Here is a 16,069-nt window from a genome sequence, read left to right as displayed (position 1 = left end):
ATACGTAGGGGTATTTTATTATGTATAAATAAAAAACTTATCAGTTAGTACAAAGTACTAAAATCTATTAAATCCATAATATATTAAAGATACCTAATCTGAAATAAAAGTTTATTAAAAGAAGTAGGAGGTTTAATGTGATAAATAAAATAGTAAAGGGGTCCATATTAAATAAATATGCAGAGCCAATTCCAAGCTGTAAAGTAGAACTTTATCTAAAACAGTTACGTAGGGATATATTATTAGCCGAAACTTACTCAGACCAATGTGGAATGTATAGTATTCAGTATGCCATAGATGATAGTAAAGACAATTCAAATAAATGTAGTAATGAAAAGAAAATACCACTAGCTAATATATATTTAAGAGCATACATATGTAAATCTAGCTTAGCTAATACAGGATTTGATATGTTTTGCCAAAGCAACCAAGAATGCACAGACTATATACAATCAGGTATATTATATGACGCAGATGAAGAAGAAATTATAGATCTTATACAAGGAAATCAAGTAAAAGAATATCCAAAATATGATAAATTAACATTAGAAATAAGACGATTAATATATAATATGGATATAACAGATTTAGAAGTAAATAGTGAGCATAATGATATAGAATATGTATCAAAGTTATTAGAGATAGATCAAAAACAGGTACTATATATTATAATATGCCATAGGTTAGAAGCGAATCCTAGCATTGGAACAAGAGCAGCAATTAATCCTCTTAAAGGTTACGTATATTACCCATTTTTAGAATTAGGAATTTTTAGTGATATAGAAGCAATATTATTACAGCTATACACAGACTTTAAAGATATTGATGATATATTAAGTCAAATAAAAAATAAGATAGTAGACTTAGATGAACAAAGTCAAAGAAATACTTTATCAAAAGGAGTAGAGGATAATCTTATATCAGAAATACCAGATGATGAACTTCAAGAAATAATAGAAAATTTAAGCTCATTAAGAAAAGATAATATAATTAGTTCTGCAACAACTACGGGCAATACGAGCATTGAAGAGTTGTTAGATTTATCAGGAACAAGTAGTGAATTGAGAGAAAGTTTTATAGATGCATATACAGCTAATAGTGGAATACTTGAAAGTACATTAGACGAACTAAAAGCCAATGATCCAAATTTCACAGAAGATATGGCAAGAGATTTGCAACACACATTTGCATTAGATGGATTAGTAAGAGGTCGTGTTCCAATGACAAGGGAGCTAGTAGGTGAATTATCTAGAGAGAGCGGTTTGTGGGTTGCAGACTTTGCAGGTAGGTCACATGGTAGATGGGAATCATATATAAGAAGTAGCCAGACTGGGTACCCAGATGATACTGAAGGTGATACAGAAGATGAAAGGATTGCTAATTATGCAGCTAAGTTAGAAGAAAATTTTAGAGAAGAATACCCAGTCGCAGCCGCCGCACATGCAATTGCAACAGAAATGCCTAGCGCAGAATCTGCAAGATCTTTTATAGCACAAAATGTAGAAATGGGAATAGCTGATTATCCTATGGGAGATCTAAATATAGATGGGCTAGTAAATGAAATTCAAACATTATCCCAGTCTAATTTTTCAACAAGATCATTACCATCTGAAGATACTATTAACGATGCAAAAAGGTTGCAAAGAGTACTTCGTATTACAACAGATCCAACTTTAAGCAAAATATTATATGAAAAAGACTTATGTGCACAAAGTATCTATCTTATGGGTGTGGGCAATTTTATAAATCAAATGATAGAACTAGGAGTAGATGAAGATGTAGCTTATGATGCTTATGAAAGTGCTACATCAATTTATGGTGAGCTATTATCAGAGTTTGGAAGGTTAAATAATTTTACAAATACTTTAATACCAAGTGCAGTATCAGGAGTAACTCCATCAGATGAGCAACTAGATAAGATGGGCACGTACAAAAGTTTAGCTGTTCTTACAGGATATGAACAACAACAAAATGTTGAAACTTTATCTCGTGATACAAACATACTAGATGCAGATTATAACACATTATTTGGAAATCTAAGTTATTGTGAGTGTGAGCAGTGCAAATCTGTTCATGGTGCAGCAGCCTATATGGTTGATATGCTTAATTTTTTATCTTATAGAAGTATGAAAAATGAAAGTAGCACTAAATCTGCCAAGAATATATTGTTTGAAAGACGAAGTGATATAGGAAAAATTGAATTAAGTTGTGAAAATACTAATACTAAATTACCTTATATAGATTTAGTTTGTGAAATATTAGAAAATTCAATAAAACCAAACATAGGAGCATATCAAACAACAAAAAAAGAAGATGAACTAAAAGCAATGCCGGAACACATAAATAATAATGTCTACAAAGAGTTATCAAGAAGTATTACTTTTAATAATTTACCATTTAATTTATACAATGAAGAAGCTAGAGAGTATTTAAATTCAATAAACATTAAACTATCAGATCTTGTAAGTATATTTTCAAATAACCTTGAAGAAAAAGAGTATTTAGTAGCACTTGAAAGTTTAGGGTTTAACTATTTTGAAGGTGAATTTATGTTAAATCCATCAAATATACCCCAAGTAGATAAGGATGTATTAACGTCAGATATTATTAATTTTACAGATGTTTTAAATAAAGCGAGTTTAACTTATAATCAGTTAAAAGATGTGTTATCTACAGAATATATTAATCCAAACAATCAACTTGTAGTATTAAATAGTAATAGTTGTAATATAAATGAAATAAAATTTAAAATTTCATATGGATCTATAGCATATAAATTACCTGTGTTAACAAGACTACAAAAATCAACTGGATGGAGATTCTGTGACATAGATATGGCTATACAAAGCTCTAATATAGGTAATAAAAAGGTAGGTAAAAACTTATTTATACAAATAAAAGCAATAATAGATTTAAAAGAAAAATTAAGATTATCTGTTGAAGAAATAATAAGTTTTTATAGAGGATTTAATACAACTAAAGTGTATTTAGAAAATAATGAAGAAATAGTAAATTTATATGATAAGTTATTTTTAAATAAAACAGTATTAAAGGCACAAGACATAGACCAAGCGTTTGTTAGTATATCAGGGAATGAAAAAATATTAGATCATAAAGATACAGTATTAGCATCTCTTAGTTTAAATGAAAGTGAATTAAATCTTATATTAGATCATTTAAAATATTTATTAGATAAAAATTTAAATGATGACATATTATTGACATTGGATAATTTAAGTATTCTAACAAGATACACATATTTAGCAAGAAGTATGGGGTATTCTATAAAAGATTTATTAACACAAATACTTATAATATATGATGATTATAACTTTGATATATTTACAAATCCAACTACAACTTATGATTTTATAAATAAATGTGAAGACATAATAAAATATAATTTTGACTTAAAAACCTTAAAATATTTATTGAGATACACTACAGGAGAAGATAGTTTAATAAGTAAAGATGATATAGTTAAACAATATGTATCCAATTTAAGAAATAATCTTTCACATAGCAATACTAATTTACATGATGACATTATGATTGAACAAACTAGTATTGAATTTAATCTTAAAACTTCAACATCAGCATATATATTAACTCAAATGCCATATGGTCTATTAAGAGAGATGGAATATATCAAACCTAATTTAATTAATTTTATGAAAAATGATTTAGATAAATTATTATTAAAAAATAATGAAGACGAATATTTATATGAAATAAATCAAGAAAATTTTAAAAACATATTCTTCGTTTATTATTTGATTTTTAAAATGTCTATATTAATAAAGAAACTAAAAATAGAAACAGAAGAATTGATATTTATACAACAAAATTCATACCGTCTAAATTTAATGAGTTTTGCATATTTACCTATACGCGAGACTGATGATGATGTAATGTATGATCAGTGGTTAAACTTAGTTAAATTATATAAACTTAAAAAAATATATCCTAAGCATGATGAAACATCTATATTTAAAGTGTTAGAAACAGCTACGGCAGCTCATACCCTGAGTGAATTTAATCAAGAGTTATCTAATTTAACTTATTGGGATATTAAAACATTAGAAACATTACAAACTCACTTTTTTGTAGAAAGTGCACAGCATGATATTGATTCAATATTAAGATACTATGAACAGGTATCTAATATTTATAAAAGTGGAATAAAAGTAGATGACATATTGGAATATGCAAATATAGATATATACACTTATGAAAATAATAATAAAGCAAAGTCTATAGCAAACTCTATAATACAAGTTGTAAAATCTAAATTCTCTAATGAAAATTGGCTAAATATAAGTGCAAATATACAAGATAAAATTAGAGTTAAAAAAAGAGATTCACTAGTATCTTACCTATTAAATAAAGACTCAAATAAAAGGTTTAAAACTACAGATGATTTATATGAATACCTATTAATAGATAGTCAGATGTCACCTTGTCAATTGACAACAAGAATACTACAAGCAAATACAACAATACAATTATTTGTTCAAAGATGTTTAATGAACCTAGAAAACTATAAAATATCTTTAAATGATATTGATTGGGAACAATGGAATATTTGGATGAAAAACTATAGAGTATGGGAAGCAAATCGATTAGTATTTTTGTATCCAGAAAACTGGATAGAACCAGAATTAAGACGTGATAAAACTCCTTTCTTTAAAGAGCTTGAGGATAAACTAAATCAAAATGAAATAACCAACGAATATGCAGAAGAGCTGTTTATGCAATATATTGAAAAATTAGAAGAAGTAGCTCACCTAAAAACGTGTGCAATACACAAACAAGTAGAAAATGATAAGAAAATAGTTCATATAGTAGCTAGAACTAATGAACAACCATACAACTATTATTATAGAAATCAAGAAATCATAGATGGAAATATGATTTGGGGTCCATGGGAAAAAATAAATATAGGTATAAATGCAGAGCAAATGGTATTGTTTATTTTAAATAGAAAACTTCATATGTTCTGGTTAGATATAGATGATAAACCTTATAAAGAACAAGATTTAGGCAACCAGTCAAGCTCAGGAAAAGATGCTAGAAAATATATGAATATTAAATTATCTTGGAGTGTATACAAAAATAATAATTGGACACCTATAAAAACATATCCTAATGATATACCAATAACAGTATATGACTCTTTTTGTACTCAATTACACAATATAGTTAATTTAAGGGTAGGTTTAAATAGTAATAAAAGTGTAGCTACTTTTGTGATATATAATAATTTACGCAACTTAAAAGGTGACATCGCTGGTGCTTATTATTTATATTTTAATGGGAAAATGTATGACATTAAAAGAACTATTTATACACCATTTACCCAAACTCCATATACACAGGATATAGTTAATAGTACATTAGCACAGGTATATAGCATATATTTTAAATGTTTAGATAGTAAAAAAGTTTATAACTCATTATTTAATAGAGGAGTAGATCAAGAGTTAATATCCTGTATAGGCAGCAACTATAAAATATCAACAACAGATTGGTACAATAAACTAGCATATGTACCTCAATATATGAATTATGAATATAATTATCTTAAAAAAAATGATACTGATGATATTACTTTATGGATTAGAGATGATTTTAAATACGATTGGGGAATGGTATTAAGATATAAACCATGTAATTTAATTATCCCTCTAGATACAAATCCTAAATATCCAGATGGACCATTTGTGTATCAAGATAATAATAGAGAATACTATATTACATTATATTATAAATTTACTCAAACCAGTGATGCTGTATCTTGGCAAACATACCCACTATATCATCCTTATGCAAACGTATTTATAAGAGAGCTCGATAGATGTGGAATAGATGGGCTATTAAATAGAAATATACAGCTTATGCCTAATACAACGTATCCTAATAGCTTTAATTTCAAAGCTACCTATAATCCACACATATGTGTAGGAATTCAAATGGGAGGTAAGGATTATAAAGAAGATCCAAATAGTGAAATAGTAGATTTTTCAGATTATGGAAGTTATTCAATGTATAACTGGGAAATATTCTTCCACATACCAATGCTTTTAGCAAATAAATTAAATCAAAATCAAAAATTTGAAGAAGCTCAAAAATGGTATCACTATATATTTAATCCAACATTAATATCAGATGAACCTATACCAAATAAATATTGGATAACTAAACCATTTTATAAAACAACAACAACTGAGTATGCAAATGAAGAAATTAATAATTTGATGAAAAATAAAATTAGTACGCAAAATCAATCTGCAATAAATGCATGGAGAAAAAATCCTTTTGATCCACATAAAATAGCAAGAACAAGAACTGTAGCTTACCAAAAGAATGTAGTGATGAAATATATAGATAATATAATAGATTGGGCGGATTATCTATTTACTAAGGATACTTTTGAATCTATAAATGAAGCAACTCAATTATACGTAATAGCTGCTAAGATACTAGGACCTAAACCTATTAAACTTAAAGCAAAAGATAATATCGCATTAACTTATAATCAATTAGAAACATTTGGTATAGATAAATTTGGAAATGGATATGCAGAAAATGCAATACCAATAAAAATTAGAGACACTATGACTAAAGATGAAAAATCACAACTTAAAGAAAATTTATCTAAGTTATCATATCCAAACTTGAGTAGTTTGTATTTTTGTATAACTCCTAATGATATACTTTTTAAGTATTGGGATAGAGTAGCAGATAGATTATTTAAAATTAGAAACTGTATGAATATAGAAGGAATATTAAGAGAGCTTGATTTATTTGAGCCACCAATAGATCCATCTATATTAGTGAAAGCAACAGCAGCAGGAGTAGATATAAACTCTATATTAGATGATACTAGTAGTATTAATGTCCCATATTATAGATTTAAAGTATTAGTAAAAAAAGCATCGGAGCTATGCTTCCAATTACAATATTTAGGTAAATCACTATTAAAAATACTTGAAACTAAAGATGCAGATGAACTAGCCAATATATCTTCAACAGTATCAAATGATATATTAGATTTATTAAAAACTATTAATGAAAAAGAAATAGATTCAGCACAATGTGACTTAGATTCACTAATTAATTCTAAAGATACTCTTCAAATAAAGAAAAATTACTATTCAAACTTAGAAAAATTAATTCCAGCAGAAAAATCACAAATATCAATGATTACATTTGCGATGGCTTCTAAAATTACTGCATCAGTTCTTAGTAGTATCTCAGGAGGGTTGAGTGTTATTCCCGGATTTGATGCAGGTATATCTGGATTTGGTCCCCATAGCACAATTTCACAGCCAGAGTATGTCAATGGGTTCCAAGCCTTTGCAGATATGAGTAGTAGTGCAGCAGATACATTTTCCTTAGAAGCAGAGTTATCAGAACTTTTAGCAGAGGTAGAACGAAACTATAAAGAATGGCAGTATGAAATAGAATCAGCAAACTCAGATATTAATTCTATGGATCAACAAATAAAATCAGCTCAAATAAGACTTGATATAGCTAAAGATAATTTACAAAATCAAATACTAGAAATAAGAGACCAAGAAATATTGTCAGAGTTCTTTGAAAGCAAGTATACTAATTCAGAGCTTTATAACTGGATGATAACACAAGTATCAACAGTATACTTTAAAGCTTATAAATTAGCATATAATGTAGCTAAAAAGGCACAAAAAGCTTATGAATATGAATTAGGCAAAAAAGTATCATTTATACAAGTGGGATACTGGGATAGTCTTAGAAAAGGTCTATTATCAGGAGATCGATTATATCAGGATATTAAAACTATGGAAATGTCATATATAGATGAAAATGAGCGCCAGTATGAATTGACTAAGAATATATCATTAAACAAATTAAATACAGTAGCACTTCAACTACTAAAAGAAAATGGATATTGTTATATAAGTATACCAGAATTAGTATTTGATATGGATTATTATAATAACTATTTTAGAAGAATAAAATCAGTAAAAATATCTATTAAATGTGAAAAAGAACCATACACTACAATTAGCTGTATATTAACATTAAGTAAAAATGAGTATAGAGTAAATGAAGATGTAACCAATGGATATATTAAGACTGCTAATGATAATAGATTTGTATCTGCTCATGTACCTACAAATTCAATACAAACAAGTGATGGAGATTATGATGATGGAATGTTTGAATTTAACTTTAATGATGAACGATATTTACCATTTGAAGGAGCAGGAGCAATAAGTGAATGGTCAATACAATTAAACTCAGATTATAAACAATTTGATTTTGAATCTATAACAGATGTTATAATTCATATGGACTATACTGCAAAGGGAGCTACAGATACTGAGTTTCTTGAAATAGCAAGAGCAGAAATAAAAGAAGCAATAATTACAAAGTAAGCTTAATTATTTTATAGATCAAGTTTTTTATAACTGATCAAAATAAAGGCTATGAGTGAATTCATAGCCTTTATTTAAAATATTTATGAGAATTAAAAAGTATAGATAGGAGTTAAAAAAATGGAGAGTACTATAAGTAAAATACCTATAGTTTTTGAAGAAAATATTAATCCGAATTTAGAAAATGTAAAATATGTAATGAGAAATTGTGACTACAATGCACATTTTTTAGAAAATGAAGTTATACTTTATTTAAATCAGTATTCAATTGATGAAATATTAGAAAATAATAAAGAAGAATTACAACAAAATAAAAACTTATTTTGGAAAATATATAATAAACTTTTCAATAAAGATAACACTTCTTTAATAGAATCAGAAATAAAGCCCAATAATATATTAAAGTTAAAATTCCACAATTGTAATAAGGAAACCAGGTTTTTAGTAGAAGAAGAGTTACCATATTATATAAACTATATAAAAGGAAATAATAAAGAAAATTGGATACAAAACAAACCGGCATATGTAAAAATTAAACAACAAAATCTATACAAAGGAATAGATATAGTTTATTATGAGCAAGAAAACAAATTATCATATGATTTTATGATAAGTAAAAATGCAAATCCTAAAGATATAAACTTTTCAATCGAAGGAAGTAGCAATATAGAAATAGATGAAAATGGAGATATAAACATATCAAAAGACATATCAATCGTTATTATTAAAAAACCTAAAACCTATCAAATAATAAATGAAAAAATAGTGGATATAGATAGTAGATATGTATTAGATGCAAATAATATTAAATTTGAAATAGAAGAGTATGATAAAAGTATAGATTTAATAATAGATCCTACAGTTGAGCATGTAAATATAATAGGTGGTAGTAAAGAGGATAGTTTAGAAGATTCAGTATTAGACAAAAAAGGTAACATTTATTTAATAGGTAAAACATTATCTATAGACTATCCATTAATAGGTGAACAATCTCAAACAATAAGCTATGATACATTTTTACTAAAGCTAGATAAAGATGGAAACACAGTCTACTCTATAAGAGTAGGTGGAAGTGATGATGATGAAGGTAAGAGTATTGCTGTAGATAGTGAGGGTTGTGTATATATTACAGGCAGAAGTAAATCTAATGACTTTCCATTGAAAAATGAAATACAAAATTACTCAGGGGGATGGGATGTATTTTTAGCTAAAATAAAAATACAAGAAGATAAAACCACTAAAAAAGAAAATGGAAATTTACTATTTTCTACTTATTTAGGAGGAAGATACGATGACTGTGCAAATTCTATTTGTGTAGATAATAGCAATAATGTATATATTACAGGATATACGAATTCATCTGATTTTCCTAAAAGCCATGTAGATGATACACAAATTAATAAAGATATATTTATAACAAAATTACAAATAGATGATAATATATCTTCCAATTCTAAAGTATTAAATACAAAGCTATTAAATGGAGAGCAAGGAGAAGGAAATTTTATAAGTATAGATAATAATGATAATATATATGTAGTTGGTGAAGTAAAGACAGATAAATTCCCAGTAGAGAAAAAAATCTATAATTTTAAAGGAGAGAAAGATATTTATGCAATAAAATTATATCCAAGTATGAATATAAAATTTGCTACTTACTTAAATCAGGGTATATATAATAGTGCAAACGCATTAGTCGTTGATTATGATCAAAACATATATATAACAGGATATACAGTTAAATATGATTACTCGAACAAAGATGTATGTATATATAGAATAAATAAATGGGGTGAAATAAACTTAAATAAGAAACTAGAAGGCGATAAAGATGAAGAGGGATTGGCGATAAATGTTGATAAATATGATAACATATACGTGGGTGGATACACCTCATCTTCGAATTTTCCTATATTAAATTCATGTATTAGATATAATGTAGGTCAATATGGTTTTTTGACTAAGCTAAATAGTTATGGAGATATAGTATTTTCAACATACTCAGGAAAAAGCGACTGTAAGACTGCAATAAATTCAATTAATTTAGATAAAGATAGAAATATATATATATCAGGAAATACAAGTGTTGAAACTATGTCTTTTACAAGAGGTTTAAGTAGCGAAAATCAAAATATATTTATAGTTAAAATAAGTCAAGAACCTGAAGTGATTAAGAAAGTAGTTGAATTTGCAGATATAAATTTGATTGCAAAATTAGAAAAAAATATATTGACTGAAAAAGAAGTTAGTGAGTTATATAGTCACCCAAATGAAATAAATCCAGTTTATTTTTATATAAGTGAAGAAACTGAAAAGGTAGAAAAAAATATAGATATTGGCAATTGTGGTAAAGTAAGTGGTTTAATTGAAATGAAAAATATAATAGTAACTCTAGGAATAGAATATAAAATAGGACTAGTGCTTGGCAAAAATGATATGAGCAATCTAAATATATTTGATTTAGTAGAAGGATATGCTCAAAATAAGATAGATTATGGATGTGTATATAAAAATAAGCAAAATCCAACAATTGATGATTTTAAAATAAAAATAGAAGTGAATGATATGCCAATTAGTGAATTTGATGATTATTATATTTTTAATATAATAGGTAAAATATATATTGAATATTAAAGAAAATACTTAATAAATAAAGGTATATAAAATTTAAAAAGTAGCACTAGTTTTTTTAAACACTCTAAATATGTTAAACTATGAGGTGATTTTTAGTATAATAAGATAGGATTAAGTATTATACTAAAATATAAACAAGAAACGAGGATAAACATAGATGAGATCTACAAATATACTAGATGAAATTTCTGATGGGAAATTATATGATATAGAAGATATAGTAAAAGCAGATACATGTGGTTGTAATGGATGTAATGATTGCTGTTGTGATGTTGGAGAATTAGTAGTGCTTACACCTTTTGATATATATGAAATGGTAAGCTATTTAGGTGTTGAGTTTGATAAACTGATAGGAAATAAGATTGAGTTACGTAAAAATAATAAAATATCATTACCATACTTAAAGATGCAGGATAATAATAAAAAGTGTAGCTTTTTAAACGAAGAAGGCAGATGTATGATTCACTCTAAACGTCCAAATATTTGCCGTTTATTCCCTCTTGGCAGAGCATACCAAGATGATACTTTTAAGTACTTTTTACAGGTAGGAAACTGTCCTAAAGAAGATTTAAAAGATGTTAAGGTAAAAGAGTGGGTAGGAATTGAAAACTATGATGAAAATAAAGTATTTATTTTAGAGTGGCATAAGTTTATTAAGGCACTAGGTTTCCGTTTAAAGTTTGTTAGAGATGAAAAAGAACTTGAAGAAATTAATGAAATTCTATTAGACAGTTTTTATCGTGTAAAAGTAGGAGAAGGAGAGAATTTCTACTCTGTATTCTTTAAAGACTTACCTATGATAAAAAATAGATTAGGAATTATATAGCAGTATAAATTAAGAATAAATTTAAATAACCCTACGTCTGAAAAACAGACTCAGGGTTATTTTAGTTTTAATTATTAAGACTTAAGGGTATGTATTTAATAAATAAGTAATTAAAATTAATAAATACATATACTATATAAAAATAGGCGACGGAGGATTACTATATGAATGGAAAAATAATATTAAACTTAGCAATGAGTTTAGATGGATATATAGCAGATGAACAAGGTGGATATGAGTGGATAGTTGGAGACGGCAACTCTACACTTAATACAGAAAATAAATGGGATCATAATAAATTTTTAGAAGGAATTGATATTGTGGTTATGGGAAGAAAGTGCTATGATCAAGGATTTCATAAGGACTTTAAAGATATAGATGTATACATAGCAACTTCACAAGATATGGATGATTATGAGAATTATCATTTTATAGGAACAGATATACTAAAGACTATAATTGAGTTAAGAGATGAAGGTAAAAAGATATACTTATTTGGCGGAGGTGGAGTAATAGATAACTTTACTAAAGCTGATATTATAGATGAATATATTATTGGAATCATACCTACTATTTTAGGTAAAGGAAGAAAACTATTTTTAGAAAATAATCCTAAAATAGATTTAAAACTTAATTATTACTCAGTTGAAGATGGCATTGTAGTTATGAAATATTTAAAAAGAAATAAATAAGAAATATTAAAAAATCCACCGTATAAAAGCATGGTGGATTAAAAATAATTATATTACGATGTTTTTCAATTATTTTCAATAAATCACCTCTTTAAATTTATAAGTTAATGTATATAATTTCAGTACATATCTAAATAAATTTCAATAAATAATTAGTTTGTAAATAATTCTATAATTAAAGATACAACTAAAATAATAAAAGTAAGAATATATAAAATCATAATAGAAGTTATTTTTTTAGATTTTTTATAATTATTAATAGCCATATACATATCTGGGATCCATCCTATAATAAGTGCAAAAAATATTAGAGGTTGACCAATATAAAAAAAACTTAAAAATATAAGGACTAACCCCGTTGCAGTAAATATATTAAAGTTATTATTTTTAAATGAGAAAAAATTTTTCAAGTAAGCACCTCCTAAAGTTAACTATTTAATTATAGGGTAAAATCAACGATTATTCAATGAATAGGCTATATTAATTTACATAATTTGGTAATTATTAGATTATATGATATAATCGCAATGGGAAATTTTATAAATTATTTATAAGATAATATCAAAAATTAAGGGGACGTATTATGAAAAGGAAAAAAGGATTATTATGCGCATCTATATTATTGACATTAATATTACCAGGATGTAGCAAAAAACAAGTAGATGTTAATGTATTAGCAACTACAGATTTACATAGCCTAGTGCCACAAGCAATGGTAGAGTATGTAGATAGTGAAAGAAAAAAAGATGCAAATATAACTGTAGTTGATGCAGGGGATTTTTTTGATATTAAAGACCCTAAGATGCAAACGTGGTTTAGATCAAAAGAACTGTACGATGATAAAGGGAAAGTATATTCAAGAGAAGGAGAACCTCCAGTTGTAAAAGAAATGTATCAATTAAAATATGACGCTATAGCTCTTGGAAACCATGAGTTTATATCAAATAACAAATCTACATTAGATGAACTAATATCACATTATGAAAAAAATAATATGCCTATACTGTCAGCAAATACATATAAAACTAATGGAGATAATTACACCAAACCATATATTATAAAAAAAATTAAAACAGATGAAGGAACTATAAAATTAGGTATTTTAGGACTTACAATTAAAGAAGTTAATGATGAAGGGTCAAGAGACTTAAAAGACATGCCATCTTATAAAAATCAATTGTACATGAATGATTTGGTAGAAGATGCTAAAAAATGGACTAAAATAATGAAGGAAAAAGAAAAATCAGATATAATAGTCGCAGTAGCACACAGTGGAGAAAAACCTAAAAAACCTAGACATCCAGGTAATAGAATTCAAGACTTAGCTCAAGATGTAGAGGGAATTGATGCAATAGTTGCAGGTCATACTCATGTAGCATTTGAACAACATGATTATAAAAATAAAAATGGTGAAGATGTAATAGTAACACAGCCTGGAAAGCATGGAGAATGTATATCTAAAATTAATTTTAAAGTTGAAAATAAAGATGGGGGCTGGAAAGTGATAGACAAAGATAGTAGTATAGTTAAATTTCAATAATATATAAATTAGATATTATGCGGGAGGAATATTATGAACAGTGAAAAATTTGAACTATTATGCCAAGGAGACAGTAGAATACTTAAAATATATGCACACAGAGGTGAAGTATATATAGTAGAAGCAGGATCTATGGTTGCAATGACACCAAGCTTTGATTTAAATGTAAAAGCAGGTGGAATAGGAAAAATGTTTGGAAGATGGATGTCTGGAGAAAGTGCATTGCTTCAAGAATACACAGCTTTGGATGATGGAGAACTATTATTAGCACCTACAGCATCAGGCGATATAACTAAGATTGATTTAGATGGAAGCAAGAGTTTAAGAATAAGTAACGGTAACTTTCTAGCTTGTACTGAAGGTATAGATTTAGAAACAAAAGCAAGAATAAAAGGTATATTAGGTAGTGGAGAAGGAATATTTGGGCTTAGGGCCAAAGGTGTTGGAACATTATTTGTAAATTCTTGTGGTTCAATATATAAGATAAACCTTACAGAAGGACAAGAATACATAGTAGATTCTAGCCATTTAGTTTTATGGGATGATGATATGGAATACTCAACAGAACTAGCATGTAAAGGGGTAGCGTCATCATTTTTTAGTGGAGAAGGTTTTGTAGCTAGATTCAAAGGTCCAGGTGAAATATTAATTCAAACTAGAAATCCTGTAGTTTTATCTCAAAATGGCTAAAATTAATAAAAGCAGATATTTTTAGGGAACGATTATAAAAATATAGGAGAATATAATATGAATAATATTAAAATTAATAAACTATCTGCAAATGATAACATTCCATATGATTTGCTGTATCTAGCAGATCCATCTATTGAATCTGTCAATGAATGTATAGCCAGAGGGGATTGTTATATTGCGTACAAGAATAACGAACTTGTAGGTGCATATATTTTAATAAAAACACGACCATCAACATTAGAACTTGTAAACATTGCGGTTTGTGAAGAATATCAAGGACATGGTATAGGCAAAAAATTGTTACATAGTGCTATTGATATAGCCAAGAAATCAAATTCTAAGACTTTAGAAGTTGGAACAGGAAACTCTAGTATATCTCAACTAGCTTTTTATCAAAGATGTGGTTTTAGAATAGTTGGTATAGACAGAGACTTTTTTAAAAAACACTATAAAGAAAAGATTGTAGAAAATGGCATTGAATGTATAGATATGATTAGATTGAGTATAGATTTATAAAAATGAGGTAAAAAAATGGACAGATATGAAGAAATAAGAAAGAGCATTATTAATTTTAGAGATGAAAGAGATTGGAAGCAATTTCATAATCCAAAAGATATAGCAATATCATTAAATATAGAAGCTGGAGAATTACTAGAATGTTTTCAATGGAAAAGTAATCATGATATTGAAGAAATTTTAAAAAGTAGTAAGAGAGAATCTATAGAAGATGAAATAGCTGATGTAGCTAATTATTTAATACTTTTATGTAATGAATTAGATGTAGATCTTTTTGATGCTGTGGAAAGAAAGATAGAAAAAAATAGAGTAAAGTATCCAGTAGACGAATTTAAAGGAAGCTCAAAAAAATATAATGAGTAAAATACAATAAGGATACTATTTATCAATTAGTAGATAAATACAAAACTATATTAATCATATATAAATGAGGGTTTATGGTGTTTTTAGGCTAACTAAAAATATATACATAAACTCTTTTTAATATATAAACTTATTAAATTTAAAATAATTAAAAAAATTCTAAATAATACTTTAAAAATATATCTAAACATTATATAATAAAAACAAATACAGGTAAATATTGGCAAATCTGGGGAAATCCAGAGACGCAAAGCTAAAGGGGCTAAGGTTGTATAACTATGCCAGCCAGTTGCCGAAGAATAAAAATTCTTTGTTTATATAGGTCTATTTTGTTATGTCTATTTTTAAGGTAATGCAAAATAATAATCTATGTTTATTTTTG

9 protein-coding genes and 1 riboswitch are annotated in these 16,069 nt (G+C 26.9%); of the genes, 8 read left to right on the top strand and 1 reads right to left on the bottom strand.

The window, feature by feature from the left end; all coding sequences use genetic code 11:
• Positions 1 to 137: 137 nt before the first annotated feature.
• The 4 genes from NWE74_RS02810 (at position 138) to NWE74_RS02795 (ending at position 12,575) form a co-directional block, all read left to right on the top strand.
• Positions 138 to 8,423 (top strand): neuraminidase-like domain-containing protein, encoded by an 8,286-nt coding sequence (locus NWE74_RS02810; RefSeq protein WP_258241721.1) that lies wholly within the window; start codon positions 138 to 140, stop codon positions 8,421 to 8,423.
• A gap of 120 nt (positions 8,424 to 8,543) precedes the next feature.
• Entirely contained in the window at positions 8,544 to 11,057 is a 2,514-nt protein-coding gene (locus tag NWE74_RS02805; protein WP_258241720.1) for an SBBP repeat-containing protein, read from the top strand.
• A 157-nt stretch (positions 11,058 to 11,214) separates the two neighbouring features.
• Positions 11,215 to 11,883: a YkgJ family cysteine cluster protein gene (locus NWE74_RS02800; RefSeq protein WP_258241719.1), complete on the top strand. Its 669-nt coding sequence runs from the start codon at positions 11,215 to 11,217 to the stop codon at positions 11,881 to 11,883.
• A 164-nt stretch (positions 11,884 to 12,047) separates the two neighbouring features.
• Positions 12,048 to 12,575 carry a dihydrofolate reductase family protein gene (locus NWE74_RS02795; RefSeq protein ID WP_258241718.1) on the top strand — a complete coding sequence of 176 codons (528 nt, stop codon included), beginning with the start codon at positions 12,048 to 12,050 and terminating at the stop codon, positions 12,573 to 12,575.
• A 152-nt stretch (positions 12,576 to 12,727) separates the two neighbouring features.
• On the opposite strand, the gene NWE74_RS02790 is transcribed toward NWE74_RS02795, so the two are convergent.
• Positions 12,728 to 12,985, bottom strand: coding sequence for a hypothetical protein (locus NWE74_RS02790; protein ID WP_258241717.1), 258 nt, complete (start codon positions 12,983 to 12,985; stop codon positions 12,728 to 12,730).
• Between the two features lie 173 nt (positions 12,986 to 13,158).
• Between NWE74_RS02790 and NWE74_RS02785 the strand changes: the two genes are divergently transcribed.
• From NWE74_RS02785 to NWE74_RS02770, 4 genes are read left to right on the top strand one after another with little or no spacing between them, the layout of a single operon-like run.
• Positions 13,159 to 14,115 (top strand): metallophosphoesterase, encoded by a 957-nt coding sequence (locus NWE74_RS02785; RefSeq protein ID WP_258241716.1) that lies wholly within the window; start codon positions 13,159 to 13,161, stop codon positions 14,113 to 14,115.
• A 33-nt stretch (positions 14,116 to 14,148) separates the two neighbouring features.
• Positions 14,149 to 14,805, top strand: a complete 657-nt coding sequence (locus tag NWE74_RS02780) for a TIGR00266 family protein (RefSeq protein WP_258241715.1) — start codon at positions 14,149 to 14,151, stop codon at positions 14,803 to 14,805.
• 57 nt (positions 14,806 to 14,862) lie between these two features.
• Positions 14,863 to 15,324, top strand: a complete 462-nt coding sequence (locus NWE74_RS02775) for a GNAT family N-acetyltransferase (RefSeq protein WP_258241714.1) — start codon at positions 14,863 to 14,865, stop codon at positions 15,322 to 15,324.
• A 15-nt stretch (positions 15,325 to 15,339) separates the two neighbouring features.
• The gene (locus NWE74_RS02770) at positions 15,340 to 15,687 is read left to right on the top strand and encodes a nucleotide pyrophosphohydrolase (protein WP_258241713.1); all 348 of its coding nucleotides are present in this window, start codon (positions 15,340 to 15,342) and stop codon (positions 15,685 to 15,687) included.
• Positions 15,688 to 15,899: 212 nt separating this feature from the next.
• A riboswitch (cyclic di-GMP riboswitch) is annotated at positions 15,900 to 15,984 on the top strand.
• Positions 15,985 to 16,069 lie beyond the last annotated feature (85 nt).

The organism is Romboutsia lituseburensis, from assembly GCF_024723825.1.
GTDB classification, from domain to species: Bacteria; Bacillota; Clostridia; order Peptostreptococcales; family Peptostreptococcaceae; genus Romboutsia_F; species Romboutsia_F lituseburensis_A.
Note: the sequence above shows the minus strand (reverse complement) of the source record. Positions and strands in the feature narration are given on the sequence as shown.